Origin of the sequence: Flavobacterium laiguense (assembly GCF_003097655.1) — a bacterium.
GTDB classification, from domain to species: Bacteria; Bacteroidota; Bacteroidia; order Flavobacteriales; family Flavobacteriaceae; genus Flavobacterium; species Flavobacterium laiguense.
This window is the reverse complement of record NZ_QCZH01000011.1, coordinates 14611-39887: the sequence shown is the minus strand read 5'-3', so window position 1 is coordinate 39887 and position 25277 is coordinate 14611. Positions and strand designations below refer to the sequence as shown.

The 25277-nt window shown below is 36.0% G+C and carries 18 protein-coding genes; 16 read left to right on the top strand and 2 right to left on the bottom strand.

From position 1 onward, the window contains the following. Positions 1-25: 25 nt before the first annotated feature. Together DB891_RS10775 and DB891_RS10770 are read right to left on the bottom strand one after the other, a co-directional pair. On the bottom strand, positions 26-433 hold the full coding sequence (locus DB891_RS10775; protein WP_116763393.1) for a hypothetical protein: 408 nt from the start codon (positions 431-433) through the stop codon (positions 26-28). 778 nt (positions 434-1211) lie between these two features. Then, positions 1212-3923: a M16 family metallopeptidase gene (locus DB891_RS10770; protein ID WP_116763391.1), complete on the bottom strand. Its 2712-nt coding sequence runs from the start codon at positions 3921-3923 to the stop codon at positions 1212-1214. 212 nt (positions 3924-4135) lie between these two features. On the opposite strand from DB891_RS10770, the gene DB891_RS10765 reads away from it, so the two are divergent. From DB891_RS10765 to DB891_RS10690, 16 genes are all read left to right on the top strand, one after another. Continuing rightward, complete coding sequence (locus DB891_RS10765; RefSeq protein ID WP_116763389.1) at positions 4136-6778, top strand: patatin-like phospholipase family protein; 2643 nt, start codon at positions 4136-4138, stop codon at positions 6776-6778. A 590-nt stretch (positions 6779-7368) separates the two neighbouring features. Continuing rightward, positions 7369-9816 carry a phosphoenolpyruvate synthase gene (ppsA, locus tag DB891_RS10760; protein ID WP_116763387.1) on the top strand — a complete coding sequence of 816 codons (2448 nt, stop codon included), beginning with the start codon at positions 7369-7371 and terminating at the stop codon, positions 9814-9816. 243 nt (positions 9817-10059) lie between these two features. Further along, complete coding sequence (locus DB891_RS10755) at positions 10060-10908, top strand: formate/nitrite transporter family protein (RefSeq protein WP_116763385.1); 849 nt, start codon at positions 10060-10062, stop codon at positions 10906-10908. A 19-nt stretch (positions 10909-10927) separates the two neighbouring features. Continuing rightward, positions 10928-13597 (top strand): formate dehydrogenase subunit alpha, encoded by a 2670-nt coding sequence (fdhF, locus tag DB891_RS10750; RefSeq protein ID WP_116763485.1) that lies wholly within the window; start codon positions 10928-10930, stop codon positions 13595-13597. Positions 13598-13759: 162 nt separating this feature from the next. Next, the gene (gene acsA / locus DB891_RS10745) at positions 13760-15493 is read left to right on the top strand and encodes an acetate--CoA ligase (RefSeq protein WP_116763383.1); all 1734 of its coding nucleotides are present in this window, start codon (positions 13760-13762) and stop codon (positions 15491-15493) included. A 128-nt stretch (positions 15494-15621) separates the two neighbouring features. Continuing rightward, positions 15622-16611: a pyruvate dehydrogenase (acetyl-transferring) E1 component subunit alpha gene (gene pdhA, locus DB891_RS10740; RefSeq protein ID WP_116763381.1), complete on the top strand. Its 990-nt coding sequence runs from the start codon at positions 15622-15624 to the stop codon at positions 16609-16611. 12 nt (positions 16612-16623) lie between these two features. Then, the gene (locus DB891_RS10735) at positions 16624-17622 is read left to right on the top strand and encodes an alpha-ketoacid dehydrogenase subunit beta (RefSeq protein ID WP_223256089.1); all 999 of its coding nucleotides are present in this window, start codon (positions 16624-16626) and stop codon (positions 17620-17622) included. After that, complete coding sequence (locus DB891_RS10730) at positions 17615-18790, top strand: dihydrolipoamide acetyltransferase family protein (RefSeq protein WP_116763379.1); 1176 nt, start codon at positions 17615-17617, stop codon at positions 18788-18790. Before DB891_RS10735 ends, DB891_RS10730 begins: the two co-directional genes overlap by 8 nt. After that, positions 18787-19032, top strand: coding sequence for an acyl carrier protein (locus tag DB891_RS10725; RefSeq protein ID WP_116763377.1), 246 nt, complete (start codon positions 18787-18789; stop codon positions 19030-19032). Before DB891_RS10730 ends, DB891_RS10725 begins: the two co-directional genes overlap by 4 nt. 6 nt (positions 19033-19038) lie before the next feature. Beyond that, entirely contained in the window at positions 19039-20145 is a 1107-nt protein-coding gene (locus DB891_RS10720) for a site-2 protease family protein (RefSeq protein WP_116763375.1), read from the top strand. After that, entirely contained in the window at positions 20135-21271 is a 1137-nt protein-coding gene (locus tag DB891_RS10715) for a phospholipase D-like domain-containing protein (RefSeq protein ID WP_116763373.1), read from the top strand. The genes DB891_RS10720 and DB891_RS10715 overlap by 11 nt, the downstream gene beginning before the upstream one ends. Before the next feature lie 186 nt (positions 21272-21457). After that, complete coding sequence (locus DB891_RS10710; protein ID WP_116763371.1) at positions 21458-22363, top strand: DnaJ C-terminal domain-containing protein; 906 nt, start codon at positions 21458-21460, stop codon at positions 22361-22363. Continuing rightward, positions 22360-22653 carry a chaperone modulator CbpM gene (locus DB891_RS10705; protein WP_116763369.1) on the top strand — a complete coding sequence of 98 codons (294 nt, stop codon included), beginning with the start codon at positions 22360-22362 and terminating at the stop codon, positions 22651-22653. The genes DB891_RS10710 and DB891_RS10705 overlap by 4 nt, the downstream gene beginning before the upstream one ends. A gap of 101 nt (positions 22654-22754) precedes the next feature. Further along, positions 22755-23537, top strand: a complete 783-nt coding sequence (locus tag DB891_RS10700) for an MlaE family ABC transporter permease (RefSeq protein ID WP_116763367.1) — start codon at positions 22755-22757, stop codon at positions 23535-23537. 7 nt (positions 23538-23544) lie between these two features. Further along, entirely contained in the window at positions 23545-24297 is a 753-nt protein-coding gene (locus DB891_RS10695) for an ABC transporter ATP-binding protein (protein ID WP_116763365.1), read from the top strand. Between the two features lie 8 nt (positions 24298-24305). Continuing rightward, positions 24306-25277, top strand: a complete 972-nt coding sequence (locus tag DB891_RS10690) for an MlaD family protein (protein WP_116763363.1) — start codon at positions 24306-24308, stop codon at positions 25275-25277.

Here is a 25277-nt window from a genome sequence, read left to right as displayed (position 1 = left end):
CTTGTTAATTTGAGCACCTTATTTTCTAATGATAAAATTTCTTCACTTTGGCCACAATTTGATTGGTGGTCATACTCTCTGCCGATTCGACCATTTTTAGTTTGCTGGAATCAAATGATTTATCGGTATTTATTTTTTGTTCTAATTTTATTTTTGCCTCAGCAGGTCCAAAAATATATAGTTCATCGGCTAATTTGATATGAGACAGAATATTTTTGAGGAAATGATTGGTTTCATTTTTTCTTCGTTCTTCAAATTTGTTTTCGTTATTGCTGTGATGACTACCGCTAAAGGTTCCTTTGTTTCCTTCTTTTTCGTGGTACATTTTATTTTCTAAATCAGATTCGATTTCAGAGATTCTTTCTTTTCCACCATCAAGAGTAACAATAATAGCTTTTGATGAATCAATCCAGATGCCAGTTTGTCTTTTCATGTCTTTATGTTTTAAAATTAACTTAAGTTGAATCGTTATGTGAGTTTTTTTGAAAGCAATGTTAGATTTACTTATGAATTAGAAATAGCGCTGTTTGTAATAAATTTAGCTTTTAGAGAATTAAAAACCATTTTGAGAAAATAAATAAATAGTGTTTTTTAATATAACGGATTGGGATTCATAAAATTACAAAATACTAATGAATTGGAATCAAATATTTAGGTTTGTTTTGTGCTTAAATTTTTCATTGTCAATTTATTATGAAAACCCGTTGGGTGTAATTCCACATATTTACGCCTAAAATTGACTCCTTCAGCTAACGGAAGAAAGTAAAAATTTAGATGAATATTATAAAATATAAAAAAATGATTTTCAAAACATTAAAAAAAAAACATTAGTTATAATTGTTTTTTTACCACATAGAAACATAGAATTTATAGTTTTTGAAAAGAGTTTGATAGATGTTTTACTTTTCACATAGTCAATCTATGTGAAAAATAGTGCTATTTTCTATTCTTTCTTAGTTATAAATCTATGTATCTATGTGGTTTATTTTTTATTTAAACAGAATTACACCCAACGGGTTATGGAAATAATGATGAATGTTTTAATCCCAAATGTTTTGAGTTGTTTGAAGGGATCTTTAGTTAGGACTAGGCATTTATTTTATAAAAGCAAAAAAGGTATCGATTGCTCAATACCTTTTTAGTAGCAATTTATATGCTAAAGTTTGTCTTTTTTAATTCTTAACCCCTTAGTAACTTAGTCTCTACTGGAATCACTTTTTAGTAAAGTCTCCAGAATTAATAATTACTAGTTTCTTTGGGTCAAAATATTTTACAAGTGCAGCATTTACTTTTTGTACATTCAATGCTTTTACTTTTGCCTCATAGTCTTCATAATCTTTGAAGCTTTTTCCCAGATCTAAATTTTCTCTAAGTTTATAAACCAGATACTCATCCATTCCTAGCATGGTTTGTCTGTTTTGCAACCATGATTTTAATGAACTGTCAAATTCTTCTTTGGTAAAACCTTTGGTCAAAGCTTTTTGAATTTCTTCATTAAGGGCATTACCTAATTTTTCTTTCATGGTAGGATTGTAAAAGGCATAAATTCCCCAATCTGTTGTAGGGTCTATAGCGTTTGCCTGTAAATAGGATCCGGCTCCATAACTAAGACCTTCAGCCTCACGCAAACGTTGCGGTATTCTAGAGGATAAGAAAGAACCACCACCCAATAATTCATTTGCCATATCTACTGCAGGATAATCGGCGTTGGTCTCTCCTATGTTCAAATTGATTTTAGCCATCAATGCCGCATTTGTTTTATCATTGATTTGAATTGTTTTTTCCTGGGCTTTTGTGTCAAAAAATTGAGTTGGAATTCTTGTGTATTTATTTTTCGGACTCCAATTATCAAAAGTTGAGGTTAAGAATTTTTTGATTACTGGTTTATCTATCCCACCAACAAATGATGAAATACTATTTGATCCTCCATAAAATTCTTGGTAGAAATTCTTGATATCGTCAATCGTAGTTTTGTTTAGGCTGGCTAAACTCTCGTCTACAGATTCTGTGTAATAGGGATGGTCTTTAGGATACAACTGGGTCGTTTTTGTCAACGCTTCACTCGATACAAATTGAGGATCATTCCTATTGGATTCCAATTCGCTTTTGGCTTCCAGTTTTACTTTTTCAAATTCTGCTGGATCAAATGATGGGTTTCTTAAAATATCTTGAACCAAGTTTAAAGCATTGCTTAAATTAGGTTTATCGGCACTCACTCTCACAAAAAGCCCGTCAACCGATCCAGAAAACGTTAGGTTTATTTTGTATTGATCGAGTTGGTCGTTAATGTCTTTTTTGCTTCTGGTTTTAGTCCCCATTTTAAGCATACGTGCGGTTAAGTCAGCGATCATTGATTTTTGGCTCAATGATTTTTCATCTCCCATTCTCAAAATCAATCGCGCTTCAATTTTATTTCCTTTGGCAGGTTTTTCCAGTAAGGCATATTTTCCTCCTGATGCTAATTTTCCTTCCTCGGTCGATTTTATAATATTGGCTACAGAGGTCTCAAAGGTAGTGGTATTGGCTTCCATAGCTTTTCCTTTATATCCTTTTACCTGTGCAGCAATATCTTTGGCAGGATTTACTTTTGTTCTTTCACTTGTTGTTTCCGGAATAAATCGTCCCCAAGTTCTATTGCTTTGCAAGTAATACTTTTTGGCTGCATTTTGAATATCTGCAACTGTCAAGGCTTCGACATTATCTCTGTCTATAAAAAACAAACGCCAATCGCCAGCTCCAACATATTCAGTCATGGCTACCGATAAATTAATCGTTTTATTGTAAGTATTTTCAAATTGTTTTAGCAATTCATTTTTGGCACGTTTAAGATCGTCTTCGGTAAAAGTCATTTTTGGAACAGCATTCATGGTTTCCAAAAATGTTTTTTGAACGACATTGATGTCTGTGTCTTTAGCAATTTCACAAGAGTAAAAACTAAATCCAGGATCTTTGAAAGTGGGAGTATAGCAAGATAAATTGGTAGCCAATTTTGTTTCTACTAATGATTTATATAAAACTCCTGAGGGATTATTGGTCAAAATAGCTGTAAGGGCATTATTGGCAGCATATTCTTTATCAGAATAACAGGGTGTATGATAAGCCATGGCCAGATATTGAATGTCTCCATTTCTTTTGAGCTCCACAAATCGTTCTCCGTCTTGAGCTGGTTCTACAGTATAGGTTTGTTCAATTTCCGTTTTAGATTTTGGAATTGGAGCAAAATATTGAGAAATCCAAGAAAGCGTTTTCTTTTCATCAAATTTTCCTCCTATGATAAGAGTGGCATTATTGGGTTGGTAATATTTTTGATAAAAAAGTTTAAGTCTGCTTGCAGGAACTAGCTCAATATCTTCTTTACTACCAATGGTTGATTTTCCGTAGTTGTGCCATAAATAGGCAGCAGAAAGAACACGGTCAAATAAAACTCCCGAAGGATAATTTTCGCCTATTTCAAATTCATTTCGCACCACACTAAATTCGGTATCCAGATCGGTTTGAAGAATTGCCGACGTTACCATTCTGTCGGCCTCCATTTCAAGCGCCCATTTTAGATTTTCCTCTGTAGCAGGCAGAATCTCGTAATAATTGGTACGATCGGCATAAGTTGTTCCATTGGCTTGCGCTCCTTTATCTGCAATGGTTTTCTTGATATCCGTAAATTTAGAGGAACGTTTAAAGAGCATGTGTTCCAGTAAATGTGCCATTCCAGATTCGCCATACCCTTCATGACGGGAACCAACCCCATATACAATATTGACAATCACATTGGATTGTGCAGCATCGGGAATTAATAAAACTTTCATCCCATTGGTTAAGCTATATTCTTTTATTCCTTCAACCGAAGTGACAAAAGTAGCTTCTTGAGCATGGGAATTAGTTACCAATGCAGTAACTAATGTCATAGCGAAAATCATTTTTTTCATTCAAATGTATTTTTGTAAGTTAATATTGTAAAAATACATTTTATTTTGAATACTATTTGATTTTATTAGCAATAATATTACATTTAAAATAGAGTTTGGTATTTATAATTGTTACTGTTCTATTATTTTCTTTAAATTTATAGAATGTTTTCGCAAAGAAAAAAGCGTAAATAGTGTAGTCATTTGTATCTCGATGATAAATTTTTTAAAATATGGAAAGTAAAAAGCAAGCGATAGAATTTGCTAAAAATTATTTAAGAGGTGAAGACATTTCAAATTCTATTCATTTTGAGGATTTGTATTCAAAATTGATTCAATATGAGCAATTTGGATATGCCACAGAGATTTTATTGGAAAAAATAGCCGATAATGAGGCAGATGGCGTTGAAATCAAACTTTCGAATTATCAAGATTTAGCAGAGAATATATACAAAGACACCACACTATCTTCCTATTTTAAATTTGAAAAAGCGATAAATATTCTAAAGTCTTTTTGCGATTTAGAACACACCAAAAATTGCAAAACACTAAGTTTGGCGGGAGAAGTGTATAAACATAAATGGAAATTTGACCATCAGTTTCATAATTTATTGCAATCTAGGGCTTATTATAAAAAAGGCTACCTAATTTGGAAAAGCAAATCACATAAATCGATTCATGCCGAAACCGATTGCATCAATACCGCAGTAAATTATGCGCACATCAATGAGTTAATTGTTATAGAGAATTTAGAACGGCTCTCTGAAACTTCAGAAATTACCAGTGAAACCATCAAAAGATTTGAAACAGCCCAAGATATTAGAAGGGAAATTATTCATGCCTATTTAGATGATACAGGTACGGGTAAGCCTTTATTTAGAGCCGAAATTGAAGCCAAAGAAAAATTGTATCCTGCATTAGCCGAAGCTTTTTTTGGTCTTAGGAAATACAAGGAAGCCCTTTATTTTATTATGCTGCACACTGCAGGCAAAAAGGAAAATTGGCAAATTAAATCGTTTAGCAAGCAAATTTATAATCTGTCCTATTATCAAAGAATTGAAAAAAATCAATTGGCTACAAACATTGATCCATTCCAGAAAGAGGAAATTATAGAGGAAGATCTAAATCGTTGTTTAATGGCTTTAAATCTCCGATCGGATACTGTCCACTCCAAGCAAAAAAAGCAAAGCAAAGTGGGATTAGGTTTGTCCGGCGGTGGTTTTAGGGCGGCTTTATTTCATATTGGTGTTTTGGCCGCATTGGCAGATAAAGGCAAATTAAAAGATATTGAGGTAATTTCCTGTGTCTCTGGAGGTTCTATAATCGGGGCTTTTTATTACTTGAAAATTAAGCAATTGTTTGAAAACAAAGCCGATAAAGATATAGTTCATGAGGATTATGTTAAACTGGTAAAAGAAATTGAAAAAGAATTTTTGGATGCGGTTCAAAGGAACATCCGAATGCGTTTACTGACTAGTTTTTCCAAAAATATTGAAATGCTGAAAGAAGGATCCTATTCTCGGTCCAATAGGTTGGGGGAACTGTACGAACAGTATTTTTATAAGCCATTAATGGCTAAAAGTTTAAAATTTAAAAATACGGATTCGATATACTTGAGTGATTTACTCATTACTCCTTTTAACAATGATAAATTTGATTTTAGCAATGATAATTGGAAGAGAACGAATAAAGTACCACAGTTAATTCTAAATGCAACATCAGTAAATACAGGACACAACTGGCAGTTTACGGCCTCCTGGATGGGAGAGCCACCCACTTACATTTCGGATGATTTTGATGTGAAACCACGTTTAAGAAGGATGTATTATGATAATGCACCCGATGGATATAAAAAATTCAGCTTAGGTTATGCCGTTGCGGCTTCTTCCTGTGTTCCTGTCTTATTCGAACCCCTGGTGCTAAAAGGATTGTATAAAAATTTTGATTTAGAATTAATAGATGGAGGCGTGCATGACAATCAGGGTATTGCGTCTATACTGGAGCAGGAATGCAATGAGATTATTATAAGTGACGGTAGTGCTCAAATGAAAAACAATGACAAAAACACAGCTAATCCAGTGTCCTTGTTTTTTAGAGTGGATACTATTTTGCAAGAACGCTTGCGAGAGATTCAATTACAGGATTTAAAAGCCCGAAAATACTCTTCTATTGTCAATAAGTTGAATATTATACATTTGAAGAACGGATTGTCTCAACTCCCGGTTAGTTGGATAGATTGCACCGATGTTAACAGAAGTCTTTTGTATGATAAAGAAATTGAGGACGAAAATTCGCTTTTGAAATATGGAGTAATGACGAAAATTCAAAAAGGACTTAGCGAAGTGAGAACCGATTTGGATTCATTCAATGACATAGAAGCCTATGCTTTAATGTATAGCGGATACCAGCAAGTAATGCACGACCATAGTGGAGACAACTTAAAAAAAACAAATTGGAAATTCTTAAAAGTAGCCGACAGTTGTGCGCTTCCCGCAAAAGATAAACAACTCGTTAAACAATTAAAAGTAAGTTGTTTTGTTCCTTTCAAAATAATCAGGCTATCAAAAGCATTCAATTATTCCGTATTAGGTCTTGGCGGTGTACTCTTGTTGTACATTTTGTTTGTATTGATTGTGAATTGGCATAATGCGACTCCGATATGGCAATTTGCGATTTCGTATAATTTTATCGGAATAACGCTTATCGTTTTTTTGGTTGGGTTTTTATCTAAATTTCTAGCCAAAGTAATCAATATCGAAAGTATCATAAAGAGAAAAGTGGCTTTGTTTTTTGCACTAACCTTTGGGTGGTTGTTTTCTCAAATGTATATCCTACTTATAAATCCTTTGTATAATAAATTGGGAAAAATAAAATAAGAATTATAAAGCAGAAATTCTGAAAGCGTAACAATATATAATTTGCAATTGCAATGATTTAAAACAAGCTAAAATTTATATCTGGTGCATAAAAAGGATCCAATGATTTAATAATTGATTTTCTTATTCCCTCTCATAAGAGCTTAAGATTTTATATTTTGTTAAGTGTTTGTTTAATAGTTGTTTAATCAGGTTTTTTAAAATAAAAAAAGGAGTTTTTATTTTAAAAGCAATTATATTTTATTAAATTTACAAGTAATTAGCAGCTAAAATACAATGTTACTTAAGAGTTGCCTTTCATTAAATCCGAAGTATGCTAAAACGCCATAATTGTTTTTTAGTATTGTCGTTAGAATTTTTTTTATAATAAAACTGGTTCTATTAAGGAGGTTTCCTATTTGAAGCTTCTGGTTATGGTGTGCAAATGGTTGATAAAAATACTAAAAGTCATTTATATAGATATCCTCACTTTTTAGTGTTTAGAAAACTTAAAAAATAGATTTACTCATTAAATTAAATGTAAAGCAAAATACATTTACAATTAGAATTCTTTTTCTCTAATGTCATTCTAACATTAAAAGCGATAAGATATGTTAAACTACAAGCATATACTTTTCTTCGATCAAATTGGTATTACTGCAATTGGTAAAGTTGGCGGGAAAAACGCTTCACTTGGAGAAATGTACACCCAGCTTAATCCCATAGGCGTTGCTATTCCCAATGGTTTTGCCCTTACGGCAGATGGATATTGCTTATTTACTAAAACCAATCATTTAGTTAAACCACTTGAAGATTTATTGATTCAATTAGACACAAAAAATTACACTAACCTTTCTGCCATTGGTGAACAAGCACGAGCTCTGATTTTATCAGCTGTAATTCCAGAAGAAATTAGAGAAGAAATAGAGAATGCTTATCGGTCTCTTTGTGAACAATGTGAAAAAGACAATCTTGATGTGGCGGTACGTAGCAGTGCAACTTCTGAAGATTTGCCTACAGCGAGTTTTGCAGGGCAAATGCAATCTTTTTTGAATATCAGTGGATCAGAACAATTAGTGGCAGCCGTACACCGCTGTTTTGTTTCTTTATATACAGATCGAGCCATAAAATACCGAATTGATATGGGTTTTGACAAACTGGACATTGCCATTTCAGTAGGAGTTCAGCAAATGGTACGTAGCGATAAAGCATCCTCCGGTGTGGCGTTTACAATTGATCCCGATTCTGGTTTCGAAAACACAATCATCATTAATGGTTCTTGGGGACTAGGCGAAAATATTGTGCAAGGTAGTATTACACCAGATGAATGGATGGTTTTTAAACCGACTTTAGAAAACCAAAATTTGAATCCCATTTTAAAAAGACATTGCGGAAGGAAAGAATTCACCATGATTTACGCTGATAAATCCGAAAGTTTATCTGTTGATAATACGATTGCAAATACCGAAACCTCATTAGATAAACAAAATCAATTTACGCTAAGCGATAAAGAAGTGATTCAGCTTTCTCAATGGTGTTATAAAATTGAAAAACATTATAAAAAAGCTATGGATATTGAATGGGCCAAAGACGGATTCAATAATAAACTCTATATCGTTCAGGCGCGCCCGGAAACTATTCACGGAAAAATAAATAAACAAGTTCGGGAAATTTACAAACTAAAAGAAAAAGGGACACTTTTAGTAAAAGGAATAGCATTGGGCGACAAAATAATTTCGGGAAAAGCACGAATCCTAAACAGCCCACAAGAGGGAAATTTATTGTTAGATCGCGAAATTATTATAACCGATTTGACCAATCCAGATTGGGATCCCATAATGAAAAGAGCTGCGGCGATTATTACCAATAAAGGAGGCCGCACAAGTCATGCCGCCATTGTTGCCCGGGAATTGGGAACTGTTGCAGTAGTAGGATGTGGTAATGCCACCTCTACCATAAAAAACGGTCAGGAAATTACAGTCTCCTGTGCCGAAGGTAAAGATGGTAATGTTTATGATGGATTATTGAAATGGGAAGTAAAAGAGCAAGATTTCAGTAAACTTGAAATGCCAAAAACAGAACCCATGTTGATATTGGCTGATCCAGAAAGGGCTTTCGAGTTGAGTTACTACCCCAATCAAGGTGTTGGCCTTATGCGAATGGAATTTGCGATTTCGAATACCATAAAAATTCATCCGCTGGCTTTGTGTGAACCTGAAAAAGTGATTGATGAAAAAGTGATCTCAACCATAAAAGAATTGACCAAAGACTATTCGGATTGCAAAAAATATTTTGTGGATGAATTAGCCAAAGCAGTATCTATAGTGGCTGCTGCTTTTTATCCGAAGGATGTCATCGTACGAATGAGCGATTTCAAAAGCAATGAATACAGAAATCTCATCGGCGGACAATACTTTGAACCAGATGAAGAAAACCCAATGATTGGTTTTCGGGGAGCTTCCCGTTATTACAGCGATTTTTATCGAAAAGGGTTTGCATTAGAATGTGAGGCCATGAAAAAAGTGCGTAACGAAATGGGACTTACCAATGTAAAATTGATGATTCCATTTTGCAGAACGGTTGAAGAAGGAAAAATGGTATTGGCAGAAATGGAAAAAAACGGATTGGTGCAAGGAGTCAACGATTTAGAAGTGTATGTTATGGTCGAAATTCCGAGTAATGTTTTGTTGGCAGAGGAATTTGCAAAATTGTTTGACGGTTTTTCCATCGGTTCCAATGATTTAACGCAACTGACATTAGGCTTGGATCGCGATTCTTCATTGGTCAGTTATTTGTTTAGCGAAGAAAATCCAGCTGTCAAAGCCCTGATAAGACAAACCATTAAAGTAGGCAAAAAAATGGGAATAAAAGTAGGACTCTGTGGTCAGGCACCTAGTGATATTCCTGCTTTTGCGAAATTTTTGGTGGAAGAAGGAATCGACAGTATTTCTTTTAATCCTGATGCGCTGATAAAAGGAATTGAAAATATTTTGGAAGCGGAAAAAACGATCCATGAAAAATTAAATTTAAGTATAGCCGAATTGGATGAACTATTTTAAGGCATTGTTTTTAATATTTAAATAACCCGTTGGGTGTAATTCCGTTTAAATAAAAAATAAACCACATAGATACATAGATTTATAACAAATAATTAAAGAATGAATAGAAAATAGCACTTTTTTTCACATAGATTGACTATGTGAAAAGTAAAACATCTATCAAACTCTTTTTAAAAACTATAAATTCTATGTTTCTATGTGGTAAAAAAACAATTACACCCAACGGGTTTTAAATACTAAAAAATGAATGTAAAAAATGTAGATTCTTTACTTCCTCCCGAAATGGCTCTGCAAGCAGAATTGATAGGCGTTTCAAAAGTGAATATGTCTCTATCAAAAACGCTGGTTCTAGCTATGCTTGCAGGGGCTTTTATTGCTTTTGGTTCTATTTTTTTTACAACGGTTACGGCAGGTTCAACTATGTCTTATGGGATGACAAGACTTTTTGGAGGGTTTTCTTTTAGTCTTGGGCTAGTTCTTGTGATTGTAGGTGGTGCGGAATTATTTACGGGCAATAATTTGGTTATTATGGCTTGGGCAAATAAAAAAATAAGCACTTCCCAAATCATAAGGAATTGGTTTTTGGTCTATCTGGGAAACATGATTGGGGCACTATTCATTGCTTTTTTAATGTTTTTTTCCAAGCAATATTCATTTGCTTCGGGCTCAGTGGGAATAAACGCACTCAATATAGCAAAAGCCAAATGTGAATTGGGATTTGTTCAGGCCATAATGTTAGGGATTTTGTGTAATATTTTGGTCTGCTTGGCAGTTTGGTTGTGTTTTAGTTCGCGTTCAATAGCCGGAAAAATTGCATCCATTCTATTTCCCATAACGGCTTTTGTGACTTGTGGTTTTGAACACAGTATTGCAAACATGTATTTCATCCCCGAAGCTATTTTGGTGTTGAATCATGGTGATCTTAAATTTTTGGCACTGGTTCATCAATCGACACTAAATTATGAATCCATTTCATGGTATAATTACCTATTCAATAATTTACTGCCTGTTACTATTGGCAATATTATAGGTGGTGCAGTATTGGTGGGTTTGGTGTATTGGTTTGTTTTTTTAAGAAGAAGTGAAAAATAAATGCCATAAAATTAAAGGAATGCCTTCAGCAAAAATAGATAACCGTCTTTTTTCCTTCGTAGCAGGAACAACCATTCTAGAATTGTTGCAAAACAATGCTATTAAGATCCCTGCGTTATGCCATGATAGAAGACTTTCTTCCTCATCGGTTTGCCGCAGTTGCCTTGTAAAAGTAAATGGAGATCCACATTGGCATCCATCCTGTAGCACTTTGCTTTTGGATGGGATGGAAATTGAAACCGCTTCTCAGGAAATAGAGGTTTACAGAAAAGGAATTCTTGGCATGATGGCCAAAGAATATCCGCAATCTGCCGTAAAAGAATTTCCTGATAAAGAGTTTCATTATTGGTTGAATCATTATGGTATAAAGGGAGAATTATCAATTAAAACCAAATCCCATAAAGACACCTCCCATCCTTATATTCAAGTTGATATGTTACAATGCATTAAGTGTGAGAGATGCATCAGAATATGTGATGAAGTGCAAGGTCAGTTCGTGTGGCACATGTCGAAAAGAGGAGATCAAGAACAAATTGTATCCGACTCAAAGGGCTTGTTTGCCCAAAGTTCCTGTGTTAGCTGTGGTGCATGCGTAGATACTTGTCCAACGGGTGCAATTGAAGATAAAAATGTCATTCAATTTGGGATTGCAGAAAAAACGACTCGTTCCGTTTGTGCTTATTGTGGTGTGGGATGCGAAATAAATGTTGAAACCAAAAACGAAAAAATTATGGGGATTCGTCCTGTAATGGAATCTCCCGTAAGCAAAGGACATCTTTGTGTGAAAGGACGCTATGCCTGGAATTATAATTATGCCGAAGATCGTATAAAACATCCCATGATTCGAAAAAATGGAGAATGGCAAAAGGTTTCATGGGATGAGGCTCTCGCTTTTTGTGCCGAGAAATTTAAAGCAATTTCAGCGCAACACGGTCCTGACAGTATTGGTATTATTGGTTCTGCACGAGCAACAAACGAAGAAAATTATCTGATACAAAAATTTGCAAGAGCCGTTATCGGAACAAATAATGTAGAAAATTGTGCCAGGGTTTGCCATCAGCCCACAGCCAAAGCAATGAGTATGATGCTGGGGACTGGAGCGGCCACCAATTCTTTTGATGATATTGAGAAAGCCAAAACAATTCTGATTTCAGGAAGCAATGCCACGAAAAATCACCCAATAGTCGGGGCAAGAATCAAACAGGCCGTGTTGAATGGCGCCAATTTGATTGTGATAGATCCTCGGAAAATTGAACTCGCAAAATATACCAAATACCATTTGCAGTTAAAGCCAGGTACCAATATTCCGCTGTTTAATGCTATGGCAAATGTTATTATAACAGAAGGTTTGTTTGATGCAAAATTTATAGACAATCGAGTGGAAGGTTGGGAAGCCTTTAAAAAATTTATCAGCGCATGGACACCAGAGCGTGCGGCCAGGATATGTCAGATTTCGGAAGAATTAATTTGGGAAACCGCCCGCTTATATGCTGCCGAATCTCCATCGATGTGTTTTCACGGACTTGGATTAACGGAGCATACCCAAGGAACCGAGTCGGTAATGGCTTTGGTAAATTTGGCACTGATTACGGGGAATATGGGTAAATCCGGATCCGGAATTAATCCTTTGCGAGGACAAAACAATGTACAGGGTGCGGCCGTAATGGGTTGTGAGCCAGGTTCTTATACGGGGCTTGCATCCGTAAAAAAAGATAGGGAGCGGTTTGAAAAACTTTGGAACACCAATTTGCCCAATACAAAAGGACTCACTCTTCCGGAAATGATTGATACTGCAGCATTGGGTCATCTCAAAGCCATGTGGATTGTGGGATTTGATGTTTATTTTACCATGCCCGATTCAAGCCATACCGAAAAAGCTTTCAGCAATCTGGATTTACTCATCGTGCAAGACATGTTCTTGACCGAGACTGCAAAACGATTTGCCAATGTGTTTCTGCCCGTTGCTTCTTCATTCGAAAAAGAGGGTACTTTTATGAATTCCGAAAGAAGAATTCAAAGAATAAGAAAAATGATTCCAGCACCAGAGGAGGTAAAAACCGATTGGGAAATTGTATGCGAATTGGCTGAAAAAATGGATAAAAAAGAGTTGTTCAGTTATACATCAGCCGAAGAAATATGGAATGAAATCAGACAGGTATGGAAGGCCGTTTTCGGAATTACCTATCAGCGTATACAAAATAATGGTTTGCAATGGCCATGTCCAGACGAAAACCATCCCGGTACGGAAATCCTTCATGAAAAAAGCTTCCCAATTGGTGATAAGGCGAATCTCTCTTCAATAGATTTTGTACCTACACTTGAGCAAACCTCAGAATTGTATCCTTTTATACTAGTTACCGGAAGGGAATTGTATCATTTCAATTCGGGGACAATGACTTACAGAACTGCCAATAAAGAAATCCAACCTTCCGATTTTATTCACATTCACCCGGATGATGCCACGCTTATGAAAATGAAAGGAGGGGAAAAGGCTAAAATTTTGAGCAAATACGGAACTGCTTTTTTGAAAGTGAAAATGGATGACAGTGTTCGAAAAGGGGAATGCTTTGCAACATTCAGTAATACAGAAGTGTTTATCAACAAAATAACAGGGCCGTTTAGAGATAATTATGTGCAAACGCCTGAATATAAAATAACTTCGGTACGGATAGAAAAAATAAAACAGTAGTTGAATTCATGCTTATGAAGTGAATTTAAAATTAATTGGCAAAAGAAAAGGAACCTTAAGTCTTCCTGTTTTCTTCAAATTTCATTCCTTGTATATAGTTAATGTACAGTAAATAAGAACGTTTTTAAGATTTTATTTGGTTCCATTTTTATAAAATAAAATATGATTTCCATCAAAAAGAATATTGATCACCATCTTTCGAATTATGACAAAGTACAATCTTCTTTTTCATGGGATGAAATTGCCAAAGAATTAAACGAGCTCCCTGACGGGAAAGGATTGAATATAGCCCATGAAGCCATAGATCGCCATGCACAAACCCATTTAAAAGATACGGTTGCACTTCGTTTTATTCGAAAAGACAGAAGTTTTCAAGATCTCACTTATGGTGAATTGCAAAAACAGACCTCCAAATTTGCGAATGTACTTCAAAAGTTAGGGGTTAAAAAAGGAGAACGCGTTTTTTCCTTTGCCGGAAGAGTCCCTGAATTATATACAACAGCTTTGGGAACATTAAAATATACAGCTGTTTTTTGTCCGTTATTTTCGGTTTTTGGACCAGATCCTGTTTTCCAAAGGTTGAGTAGGGGCGATGCTACAGTTTTGGTGACCACTTCTCTTTTATTTGAAAAAAAAATAAAACCATTATTGGAAAGACTTCCCTCGCTTCGGTTCATTATTCTAACAGACGCTAGCGAACATTTCTCAGCGCAAATAATGTCTTTTCCTAAACTTATGGAACAAGCCAGTGCCGAATTTAGCATACCGGAAACCAATCCCGAAGACGCGGCATTACTGCATTTTACCAGTGGAACAACCGGTATGCCCAAAGGGGTATTGCACGTGCATCAAGCCGTACTTACCCATTATGCCACTGGAAAATATGTGCTTGATTTTCACGAAGGTGATCGCTATTGGTGTACCGCAGACCCAGGTTGGGTAACGGGAACTTCGTATGGAATAATTACTCCTTTGCTTCATGGGGTTACCAGTATTATAGACGAAGAAGAATTTGATGCCATAAGATGGTATTCGATTCTGGAAGAACATAAAATTTCGATTTGGTACACGGCTCCAACGGCCATCAGACGATTAATGCGATTGGAAATTAAACCATGTGAAGAATACCATCTTGAGGACCTTCGACTAATTCTAAGTGTAGGAGAACCACTTCATGCAGAAGCCGTGATCTGGGGTCAGGAAAATTTCGGAATTCCAATTCTCGATAATTGGTGGCAAACCGAAACGGGTGGAATTATGATTGCCAATTACCCATCGATGACAGTAAAACCCGGATCGATGGGAAAACCGCTTCCTGGGGTTGAAATAGCCATTGCCGAAATAAATGATAAAGAATTAAAATTTATTACTGAACCCAATATTCAAGGGCATCTGGTTTTGAAAAAAGGATTTCCCTCTCTTTTTCGGGGGTATTTGCATGAAGAAGAACGGTACAATAAATGTTTTATTGGCGAATGGTATCTAAGCGGTGATTTGGCCAAAAAAGATGCTGATGGATATTTCTGGTTTATCGGTCGTGCCGATGACATTATCAAAACTTCGGGACATATGGTTGGCCCTTTTGAGGTTGAAAGCACGCTAATGCGACATCCAGCAGTTGCCGAAGCTGCTGTTATTGGTAAACCTGACCCTATAATTGGAGAGTTGGTCAAAGCATTCGTGGTTTTGAAAAGCGGTATAGAATCCAATGAGGAAATCCGAATGGATATTATGGGTTTTGCCAGAAAACTAATGGGACCCGCCGTGGCTCCCAAAGAAATTGAATTTGTGGAAAGCATTCCCAAAACCCGAAGCGGAAAAATTTTGCGGAGATTATTGAAAGCGCGTGAACTCGGACTTCCCGAAGGAGATATTTCAACTTTGGAGCAATCTTGAGGTCTTTAGAGATAAAGTGAAAATTAAAATCAATTTCAACCGAAAAGTTGAGTTGTTATGCATTAGGGAAATAGACAAATGACCCTACTTACTATTATTATGCATTTGGACTATAAAAATAAAATAACATGCTACAATCTGATATAAAAACTGTTCAGATAAATGAGAAGAAAGGGCTCTTACTCTTATATCAAATGCTGCTCATAAGACGGTTTGAAGAAAAAGCCGCCGAACAATATTCTAAAGCCAAAATTAGAGGATTTCTTCATTTATATATTGGTGAAGAAGCCGTGGCAGTAGGGGTAATACAAGCTTTAAATGACGATGACAATGTATTGGCTACATATCGGGAACATGGTCATGCTTTGGCTAGAGGAATTGATGCCGATGTTATAATGGCCGAAATGTATGGCAAACTAGAAGGCTGTAGTCGTGGGAGAGGCGGTTCAATGCATTTGTTTGATATCTCAAAAAACTTTTTCGGTGGTAATGCCATTGTTTGTGGTCATCTTCCCATAGCTGTGGGAATGGCATTGGCATCCAAAAAACAAAAGAAAACAAACATTACCTGCTGTTTTTTTGGTGAAGGCGCCGCTGCCGAAGGAGAATTTCATGAAGCCCTAAATCTGGCCGCTCTATGGAAAGTTCCGGTTTTGTTTGTTTGTGAAAATAATTTGTATGCTATGGGCACCGCCTTAAAGTATTCCCATGCGATGACAGATATCGAAAAAAAAGGAACGACTTATGGTATAGAATCTGCTGCGGTGGATGGAATGGATTTGCGGGCTGTTATAGAAGCAGCCAATAAAGCGGTTAAAAAAGTTAGAAGCGAAGAGAAACCATACTTGTTGGTTTGTAATACGTATCGGTTTAGAGCGCACTCTATGTTTGACGCCGAATTATACCGAGAAAAAACCGAAGTGGACGAATGGAAAAAAAGAGATCCCATACCACAATACCAACAATTTCTTTTGCAAAAGGGATGGATTTCAGAAAGTGAAATAGAGCTAATGGAGCAAAAAATAGAGCACAAAATCCAGATGGCAGTAGATTTTGCGGAAGCGGGAACATGGGAGCCATTAGAACAATTGACTAAATTTATTTACAGCGAAAAATAAAAAAAAACATCCATGGAAAATCCTGTTATGAATACAACCCTTACGTACCGTGAAGCTTTAAAACAAGGCATTCGCGAAGCGTTACAAAATGATAAAGACGTTTTTTTGATGGGTGAAGATGTGGGACGTTACGGAGGCGCTTTTGCGGTAAGCAAAGGATTATTACAGGAATTTGGCGAGGAACGCATTATGGATGTACCTCTTTCTGAATCGGGTTTTGTAGGTGCTGGAATTGGTGCTGCTTTGGCTGGAATGAAACCAATTGTTGAGGTAATGACCGTCAATTTCAGTTTGCTGGCCATGGATCAAATTGTAAATAATGCGGCTACTCTACAACACATGTCGGGAGGACAATTGCATGTTCCGCTTGTAATTCGGATGGGTTGTGGCATTAGTAAGCAATTAGGTGCCCAACATTCGCATAGCTGGGAACCTTTTTACGCACATATCCCAGGCTTGGTTGTTTTGTCTGCGGGGACTCATGAAGATGCTCGAGGCATGCTGCGTTTGGCATTGCTAAGTCCAGATCCTGTAGTGCTATTTGAATACACGGGAATGCTCAATTTGGAAAAAGAAGTAGCTGTTGATTCGGATATACTTGATATCAGCAAAGCAAAAGTGCTGAAAAAAGGGAAAGACATTACAATCATAACTTATGGAATCGGAGTCTATAAATGCCTCGATGCCGCTGCCGAATTAGCCACAGTTGGAATTGATGCTGAAGTGATTGATTTGCGGGTTTTAAGACCACTGGACGAGTTTACTTTTCTGGCTTCGGTAGCCAAAACTCATCGGGCAATTATTGTAGAAGATGCTTGGCGCTCGGTAAGTGTTTCTTCAGAAGTTAGCGCGCGTATCATGGAAAAGACTTTCTATGATTTGGATGCTCCAGTATTAAGGTTATGTGGCATTGAAGTGCCTATACCGTACCCGGCACATCTGGAAGAAGCTGCCGTTCCCCAAATACAGGATATTGTAAATGCAGTAAAAAAAATGATACATCATGATTGAGTTTTTAATGCCTAGTTTGGGTGCAGACATGGAAGACGGTACATTGATCGAATGGAAGAAAAGAACAGGAGATTCAGTGAAGCGAGGGGACATTATCGCAGAAGTGGAAACACAGAAAGGACTCATTGAAATTGAAGTTTTCGATGAAGGCATTATCGAAAAATTATTGATTGAGGAAGGCACCAAAGTACCTGTGGGAACTGTATTGGCATTGATTGATCCGATTGAAGTCTCTTTGGAAACCAAAAAAGAAAAACCAATCGAATTGCATCCGATCCAAGAAAAAACAACAGAAGGGATTACACAGGAAGCAGAAAGAGAAATTCATATAAAAGCTTCTCCATTGGCCAAAAAAATGGCAGAAGACCATCATATTGCACTTTTTCAGATAAAAGGTAGCGGATTTGATGGGGCAATTACAAAAGAAGATGTTGAGCATGTCATCGCACAACGGGATGTCATTGATAAAGAAAAAACGGTAATTGAAACAGAGAAAACAGTTGCCTCTTCCGAAGCGATTCGTGCCGCAATAGCCGCAGCAATGAGTAAATCCAATAGGGAGATTCCGCATTATTATCTGGAAAAAAAAATAGATTTGACCAAAGCCTTGACCTGGTTGCAAGAAGCAAATGAACAGCGAAAAGTACAGTCGAGATTGCTTCCTGTTGTTTTGTTTATAAAAGCAATTGCGAAGACATTGTTGGATTTTCCAGATTTGAATGCCATTTGGGACAATGGATTGAAGCCCAAAAAGGATATTAATATTGGTTTTGTGGTGGCATTGCATAATGGTGGAATCATGGTTCCTGCCATTCATCAGGCTGATTTGAAAACCGTTGATGAAATCATGCAAACATTAAATGATATCATTCCTAGAGCAAGAGCCATGAAATTGAGAAGCTCTGAATTGAGTGATGGCACTATAACACTTACCAGTATGGGTGACGGTGGCGCTGATGCTGTTTTTGGGGTAATTTATCCACCACAAGTTGCTATTATAGGTTTTGGTAGTATCTCGGAACAGCCCTTTGCAGAAAACGGAATGTTGGGTGTTCGATCTGTGGTTAATGCCACTTTGGCGGGAGATCATCGTGCCACTGATGGACTTACGGGAAGTCAGTTTTTAAATCTTTTGGCTAGAAATTTACAAAAACCGGAATCATTATGAATGAAGATGAGATTAAAAAAAATATTTTTCAGTTATTAAAAAAAATAGCACCAGATACAGAGCCTTCAGTATTGAAACCCGATGAGAATATTCGGGAAACTCTGGGGATCGATTCCTTTGATGCTTTACAATTTATTATAGCGCTGAACGAAAAGTTGGGAATTGAAATTCCTGAGAAAGATTATGGAAAAACAAATACGTTAAGTGATTTATTGTCCTATATCATGAATAAAATAAAATAAAATAAAATGAAAGGATTATTTAAACTTGGAACCATTGCGGGCATCAGCATATTTATACACTGGACATTTGCCCTACTGATCGCGTTTATTATTTTTATAAATTATAGAAACGGGCAAAATTCTGTGCAAATAGCATGGTCAGTATTATTTATTTTATGCATTTTTATTACCGTTCTCTTGCATGAATTGGGGCATGCCCTGACTGCAAAAAGATACAATATAAAGACCAAGGACATTACACTTTTACCCATTGGGGGAATTGCACGTTTAGAAAGATTACCCGAAAATCCATCAGAAGAATTAATCGTAGCGATCGCAGGACCCATCGTAAATTTTGTTTTGGCATTTATAACGCAACTTTTTATTACCATACCCCAAAATTCAGAGGAATGGTTGGTTCAATTATCTGGAGGTATAAATGCCCATAATTTTTTTTTAAATTTCTACATTGTAAATTTGACATTGGCGGTTTTTAATTTAATTCCTGCTTTTCCTATGGATGGAGGAAGGGTATTAAGGGCATTATTGGCTTTGAAACTAGACCGAAATACAGCTACTAAAATTGCAGCCCGTGTTGGTCAATTTATAGCAGTAGGATTTATTTTTATAGGGTTTTTTTCTAACCCTTTTTTGATTCTCATTGGTTTGTTTGTTATTTTTTCAGCTCAAGTTGAAACCGAATCGGTAGAGTTCAAAAATTTACTCGAAGGATATACCGTAAGAGATGTTGTTATGAAGGAGTATCAAACTATTGGAGCAGATGAAAAAGTTAAAAAAGCGATAGCCATACTTCTGGAAAGTGAACACAGGAAATTTTTGGTAATCCAGAATGGAGGACTCGTGGGGACATTAAACAAAAATCAGATTATTAAAGCTCTTTCTGAAAAAGGAGAAGAGGAGTTTATTTATAATGTGATGGATAAAAGTCTGGCTTACATTGATATAAATACTCCATTAGAAAAAGTAATTGAACAGGTGTATGAAAAAAAGGCAAGTGTTTTAATTGTCAATGAAAACGACCAGCTTACAGGGATTTTGGATGCGGATAATGTTTCTGAATTCATTTTGATCAATTCCATAAAAGCAAAACAAAACCATTCAAATGGATACTGAGTCAATTAATGCTATAGAAAGTATGAGCCTTGTTCATAGCGGTGCCCATTATTTTTCGCGTCTGGAACAGATTATCGCTGATGCTAAAACAGAAATTCATATTCAGATCTATATTTTCGATGAGGATGAAACAGGAAGCAGAATTCTAACCGCTCTAAAGGAAGCCGCACTACGCAATGTCAAAATATACATTGTATTGGATGGTTTTGGTTCTTTTTCGTTTTCTTCAAAAACAATAAGTGAACTGAAAGAAATGGGGATTAACTTTCGTTTTTTTTCGCCCATGTTTTCAGCAAGTTCTTTTTATATCGGCAGGAGATTGCATAATAAAGTAATTGTTTCCGATGCAAAAACGGTGCTGATTGGAGGTATTAATATTGCCAATAAATACAGGGGAACAGAGAGAGAATTGCCTTGGTTGGATTTTGCAGTTGAGCTGAATGGGAAAATAGGAGAACCGTTACAAGAGTTTTGCAGGGCAGTTTATTTAAAAAAGGAAAGGAAAATAATACCAATAGTTTCGATTCCCGAAGAAGGATATGTAGCTTTTCTTCAAAATGATTGGTTAAAAAGAAAAAAGGAAATTACAGGAGCGTATATAAAATCGATCCGTAATGCCGAAAAAGAAATAATTATAGTGGGAAGTTATTTTTTGCCTGGCAGGAAAATAATTCAGGCCTTGAAAATAGCATCCAAAAATAAAGTGCAAATCAAATTGATTTTATCGGGAATATCAGATGTTCCAATGGTTCGACGGGCTACTTGTTATTTATATGCGAAACTTTTTCGATACAATATGGAACTGTATGAATGGAATCATTCTGTTTTGCACGGAAAAGCGATGGTAGTAGATGGAAAATGGACGACCATCGGCTCTTTTAATCTCAATAATTTGAGTTCTTACGCAAGTGTCGAGATGGATGTAGCAATTTATTCGGAACAGTTTTCTAAAGAATTTCAAGTATTGCTCAGCGATATTATTTCGCAATCCCAAAAAATTACTCCCGAAACCCTTAAATTAAAGAGTAGTGTATCTTCAAAACTGATTAATTGGTTTTCGTATCGAATGACAAGAATAATCGAAATTATCGTTACCTATTTGCCTTATCATAGATTCAATAATTAGTAAAAAATAATACTTATTTGTTGCTTAACAACATCCTGCAATAAAACACCCTGTCCGCCTTTTAATATTAAAAAAATGATTAAATTTGAGTGTGCAATTATCTTATTTCCAGTTGATATTTCTGTTTTTTTCTGTTGCCCAAGAAGGGTATTCACATCATAATTCAAATTAGATAAACGAAGTAAAATGGCATTTATAGACTATTATAAAATTTTAGAAGTGGATAAAAGTGCATCGGAAGCCGATATCAAAAAAGCGTACCGAAAATTGGCACGTAAATACCATCCCGATTTAAATCCCAACGACAAAGAAGCCGAAAGAAAATTCAAAGAACTCAACGAAGCCAATGAGGTGTTGAGCAATCCCGAGAATCGTAAAAAATACGATCAGTATGGTGAAAACTGGGAGCATGGGGAAGAATACGAAAAAGCAAGACAACAACAGCAACAATACCAACGAGGAGGACAACAAGGTGGGTTTGGCGGCGGTGGTTTCAGTGGCGGCGGAGACTATTCTGATTTTTTTGAGTCCATGTTTGGTGGAGGAGCACGCAGCCGTAGCCGTCAAACCGCTGCTTTTAAAGGTCAAGATTTGAATGCCGAATTGCACCTTGACTTAAAAGACGTCTATACCACTCACAAACGTACCTTAACAATAAATGGGAAAAATATAAGATTGACCATTCCTGCGGGAGTCGAAAACGGTCAGATCATAAAAATAAGCGGGCAAGGTGGTGAAGGTGCCAATGGTGGGCCCAAAGGTGATTTGTATCTTACCTTTGGCATAGCAAATCATACTAATTTTAAACTCGACAAACACAATCTCTATTCCACAGTTGATATAGATTTATACACAGCCATTTTAGGAGGAGAAATAACAGCCAACACATTTGACGGAAAAGTAAAATTGACCGTTAAGCCGGGAACCCAAAATGGTACCAAAGTAAAACTAAAAGGAAAAGGTTTCCCGATCTATAAAAAAGAAGGGGAATTTGGGGATTTGTACATTTCCTATCAAATTAGGATACCCACAAACCTAACCGAAAAGGAAAAAGAGTTATTTACAGAACTATCAAAGCTTAGAACGATATGAAAACGGATCACTTAATCCTTTTAAAAACGGTTAGCTCTCACTATCAAGTCGAGCTTCCTTTCTTTACCCATCTTAGCGAAATTGGTTTGATTGAAATTGAAATCATTGAGCAATCACCTTATATTCGAGAAGAGCAAATAAAGGATATAGAGCGAATGATACGGTTGCATCATGAATTGGAAGTAAATCCCGAAGGAATTGATGTAGTTTTTAATCTTTTGCAAAAAATAGACCGTTTGGAGAAAGATTTAATTACAATAAAAAATAGACTTAAACTGTATGAGAGCTAAAAAGAAATTCGATTCATTTTGTGACTGTTAATACAAATTAAATCAATATAATATCCGTATATTTGGGTAAGATTCGTATTGAAAATTAATTCATAAACTTCATGAATAGTGTTTTTAGAATTATAGAATTATTCAAAATTTCCCTTCTGGAAATCGGCGAACTGTCTTATTTTGCGGGTCGTTTTTTTAAAGAAGTTTTCAAACCTCCCTTAGAATTCAAAGAATTTCTTAGACAATGCTATAATATGGGTAACCGCTCTTTACTGCTTGTAGGAGTTACCGGTTTTATTATAGGATTGGTTTTCACCTTACAATCCAGACCCACTTTGCAACAATTCGGAGCCGTTTCTTGGATACCGGCTATGGTAAGCGTTTCTATAATTAGGGAAATCGGGCCTATCATTACCGCCTTAATTTGTGCGGGACGTATTGGTTCAGGAATTGGAGCTGAATTAGGCTCTATGCGTGTTACTGAGCAAATAGACGCCATGGAAGTTTCGGGGACAAATCCTTTCAAATATTTAGTGGTTACCCGAATACTAGCCACTACTTTGATGCTTCCTGTTTTGGTTTTTTTTGGCGATGCGGTAGCGCTTTTAGGGTCTTTGATGGTTGAAAACCTAAAAGGGGAGGTGTCGTTTTTATTATATTTTACACAAGTTTTTAATCATTTAGAGTTTTTTGATGTCATTCCGTCAACCATCAAAACGTTCTTTTTCGGGTTTGCCATCGGATTGGTGGGGTGCTTCAAAGGGTATTATTGTAAAAAAGGTACTGCAGGAGTTGGGTTGGCGGCAAATTCTGCGGTTGTTTTTTCTTCGATGCTTCTTTTTATAATTGACTTTATAGCTGTTTTTATTGCCAATATTTTTTATGATGTTTAAATAATTTATGGACTCAATTTCAGAAAATAAAAAACCCATAGTCGTCATCAAAGACTTGAAAAAAAGTTATGGTGATAATCTTGTTTTGGATGGCTTTAACATGGAATTGAATGAAGGAGAGAATTTAGTTATTATGGGAAAATCTGGGTCAGGTAAATCAGTAATGATAAAATGCCTTATCGGATTAGAAGAGCCGGATAGCGGAAGTATAGAAATCATGGGGAAAAATATTAGTGAACTATCTCGAGAAGAGCTAGACGAACTTAGAACCGAAGTAGGTTTCCTTTTTCAGGGAAGTGCACTTTACGATTCGATGTCGGTTCGAGAAAATCTTGAATTTCCTTTGCGGAGACACACCAAAAAATTTGGATTTATAAAAGACACCAAACCTAGAGTTATGGAAGTTTTAGAGAGTGTTGGTTTAGCTCATACCATTGATCTAATGCCCAACGAACTTTCGGGAGGAATGAAGCGTAGAATTGCATTGGCAAGAACATTGATTCTATTGCCGAAAATTATTCTATATGATGAGCCCACAACAGGATTAGATCCTATAACTTCAAAAGAAATACTATTACTGATGATGTCTATTCAAAAAAAATACAACACTTCATCCCTAATTATAACGCATGATGTAGATTGTGCCAGAATGATTTCAAATCGCATGATTTTATTAATAGACGGTATAAATTATGCCGAAGGAACCTTTGAAAGTTTATCTGCATCAACAGATCCAAAAGTGAAAGCTTTCTTTAAATAAGTATAAAAATGGAAAAAACAGCTTCAGAAAAAATAAAATTGGCCATTTTTGTTATCATAGGGCTTATACTCTTTATTCTTGTTGTTTATTTTATAGGGAACAAGCAGAAAATGTTTGGGAAAACCGATCATTTAACCGCTATTTTCGATAATGTAAATGGATTACAATTAGGGAATAACGTTCGGTATTCAGGGATTAATGTGGGCACCGTTCGGGGTATCGAAATGATAAATGATTCGACCATAAGTGTAGATATGATTATTGATAAATCTATTTTTCCGCACATCAAGAAAGACGCTGTTGCCACTATTGGTTCAGATGGATTGGTAGGAAGCATGGTTATTAATATCATTCCAGGAAAAGGAAATCAATCCCATATTGAACCTGGTGATAAAATTAAATCCTCGCGTCGTATTCGTACTGATGATCTGTTGAATACTTTGAGTGTAACCAACAAAAATGCCGCACTTCTCACAGCCGATTTGCTTAAAATCACTAAAGAAATCACACAAGGGAAGGGGACTTTAGGAACTTTGGTTGGAGACACAATCATGGCTTCTGATTTGAAACAAACTATGAATTATCTTAAATTGACAAGTAAAGGAACAACCGAAACTGTTAATAATTTGAATAAAATGGTTGTGGCTTTAGGAAATAAAAACAGTGTGATTGGGGTGTTAAATGACCCCGCTGTAGCTCAAAAAATAAAAACCATCGTAGACAATTTGGATCAATCGAGTCAAGAGATAAACAAAGTGGTTGTAAACTTAAATGGCACTATTTCGAACATCAAAAACGGAAAAGGGGCTATAAACTATTTGTCTAACGATCCTAATTTGGTAAAAAAGATAGACTCAACCATGACAAACTTAAATAAAGCAACAATTCTTCTCAACGAAGATCTTGAAGCCATGAAACATAGTTTTTTATTACGAGGCTATTTTAAAAAGCAGGAAAAGGAAAAAAAGAAAGCCAATTAA

What these genes read in the sequence shown, in the direction of transcription:
- DB891_RS10725 (WP_116763377.1), top strand. Translation starts at nt 18,787, where the DNA reads ATGAATGAAGATGAGATTAAAAAAAATATTTTTCAGTTATTAAAAAAA.
- DB891_RS10730 (WP_116763379.1), top strand. Translation starts at nt 17,615, where the DNA reads ATGATTGAGTTTTTAATGCCTAGTTTGGGTGCAGACATGGAAGACGGT.
- DB891_RS10700 (WP_116763367.1), top strand. Translation starts at nt 22,755, where the DNA reads ATGAATAGTGTTTTTAGAATTATAGAATTATTCAAAATTTCCCTTCTG.
- DB891_RS10715 (WP_116763373.1), top strand. Translation starts at nt 20,135, where the DNA reads ATGGATACTGAGTCAATTAATGCTATAGAAAGTATGAGCCTTGTTCAT.
- DB891_RS10705 (WP_116763369.1), top strand. Translation starts at nt 22,360, where the DNA reads ATGAAAACGGATCACTTAATCCTTTTAAAAACGGTTAGCTCTCACTAT.
- ppsA (WP_116763387.1), top strand. Translation starts at nt 7,369, where the DNA reads ATGTTAAACTACAAGCATATACTTTTCTTCGATCAAATTGGTATTACT.
- DB891_RS10765 (WP_116763389.1), top strand. Translation starts at nt 4,136, where the DNA reads ATGGAAAGTAAAAAGCAAGCGATAGAATTTGCTAAAAATTATTTAAGA.
- DB891_RS10710 (WP_116763371.1), top strand. Translation starts at nt 21,458, where the DNA reads ATGGCATTTATAGACTATTATAAAATTTTAGAAGTGGATAAAAGTGCA.
- DB891_RS10770 (WP_116763391.1), bottom strand. Translation starts at nt 3,923, where the DNA reads ATGAAAAAAATGATTTTCGCTATGACATTAGTTACTGCATTGGTAACT.
- fdhF (WP_116763485.1), top strand. Translation starts at nt 10,928, where the DNA reads ATGCCTTCAGCAAAAATAGATAACCGTCTTTTTTCCTTCGTAGCAGGA.
- DB891_RS10735 (WP_223256089.1), top strand. Translation starts at nt 16,624, where the DNA reads ATGGAAAATCCTGTTATGAATACAACCCTTACGTACCGTGAAGCTTTA.
- DB891_RS10695 (WP_116763365.1), top strand. Translation starts at nt 23,545, where the DNA reads ATGGACTCAATTTCAGAAAATAAAAAACCCATAGTCGTCATCAAAGAC.
- DB891_RS10690 (WP_116763363.1), top strand. Translation starts at nt 24,306, where the DNA reads ATGGAAAAAACAGCTTCAGAAAAAATAAAATTGGCCATTTTTGTTATC.
- DB891_RS10755 (WP_116763385.1), top strand. Translation starts at nt 10,060, where the DNA reads ATGAATGTAAAAAATGTAGATTCTTTACTTCCTCCCGAAATGGCTCTG.
- pdhA (WP_116763381.1), top strand. Translation starts at nt 15,622, where the DNA reads ATGCTACAATCTGATATAAAAACTGTTCAGATAAATGAGAAGAAAGGG.
- DB891_RS10775 (WP_116763393.1), bottom strand. Translation starts at nt 433, where the DNA reads ATGAAAAGACAAACTGGCATCTGGATTGATTCATCAAAAGCTATTATT.
- acsA (WP_116763383.1), top strand. Translation starts at nt 13,760, where the DNA reads ATGATTTCCATCAAAAAGAATATTGATCACCATCTTTCGAATTATGAC.
- DB891_RS10720 (WP_116763375.1), top strand. Translation starts at nt 19,039, where the DNA reads ATGAAAGGATTATTTAAACTTGGAACCATTGCGGGCATCAGCATATTT.